Origin of the sequence: Bartonella sp. AP36NXGY (assembly GCF_042195865.1) — a bacterium.
In the GTDB taxonomy this organism is placed as follows: Bacteria; Pseudomonadota; Alphaproteobacteria; order Rhizobiales; family Rhizobiaceae; genus Bartonella.
The window spans coordinates 1-1240 of the sequence record NZ_JBHIPD010000105.1; the positions used below are offsets into that span (position 1 = coordinate 1).

The 1240-nt window shown below is 33.6% G+C and carries 1 protein-coding gene; it reads left to right on the top strand.

The features are described from left to right. Positions 1–249, top strand: a 249-nt coding sequence (locus ACFINX_RS10110) for a YadA-like family protein (protein WP_375651484.1), incomplete at its 5' end; no start/stop codon positions are given. Positions 250–1240 lie beyond the last annotated feature (991 nt).

Below are 1240 nucleotides of genomic sequence, written 5' to 3' on the forward strand. Positions count from 1 at the left end.
ATTAAGAGCGTACGGAAAGAGGCAAGGCAAGCAGCCGCCGTTGGTCTAGCAGTATCCAACCTACGTTACTTTGACGAGCCGGGATCTTTGAGTGTCTCATTTGGTAGCGGCGCATGGCGTGGACAATCCGCATTTGCTCTTGGTGCTGGTTATACATCTGAAAACGGAAAAATCCGCTCTAATCTCTCTGCCACGAGTGCTGGTGGTCATTGGGGCATAGGTGGTGCAATCACTCTGAAAATAAAATAATACGAACAACGAAAATAGAACAAAACATCCACCCTTATTTATTGAAATAAGGGTGGATATTTTTTTTTACAGACGCACAGTATTTATCTAGAGATAAGCATAATATTTGATGAGGCTGTAAACTGTGAGGTTTTATAGAAGATTTTTCTATATTTTGTTGAAAAAAGATCACAGTAGAATCCATATTGCTAAAAAGCTATATTTTTATGTTGCTATTTTCTTGAACAGCCTATAGCTGTATGAAAATGTATATTAGTAAGACTCATTTTGATAAAATAATTCAAAGGGGGATAAGTAGTGCGTAAAGATAAAAGGTACATCACGGGACCACACATATATCATTATATGATATATTAAAAAGAAAAAATCCAACTAAAAAGCCAGTTATCCAAAGAAGAATATATTCCGGACATATTACAATTTCTTTTTACTTTACTTATTATTAATAAAACCATGCTTTCTAATAAAAATAAAGCCTATATTTAGGAAAATACATACTAAAACCTAGTACAAAGGATTTTATAGTAATCACTACCAAGTAAAAAGTAATATCAAATATACAAGGCCTCTTTTTTAGTTAGGAAAAAACAGCACACTAAAACCCTTAGACTCTAAATATGTTATCTTTATGTCCACAAAACATAATCAAAAAGACAAGCATTTAGATCTCAATACAGAGAGCACAAACAAGACTAAAGACTCAAAACGTTCACACTCTAAGCAATGATCGTCTACTCTGAATTCCAAAGACATCAATAATGCTAAAATGTGTCTTTTTTATGTTTTGGAGGTGTTTCTAAGTTTTTTCATTGGAGAGTTTGTTATGAAAAAATTATATGCCCCACAAGCAGCGAGTGAATTAAAACGTTCTCGTTTTTCTTTTGTTAAAGTTCTTTCGTTGGCTACAGCGGCTACATTCTTATCGAATGTTACGCCTGTTTTTTCAGCAAATCCTGATTTTAGAAACACATTTCTTGAAGGTGTAAAAAGT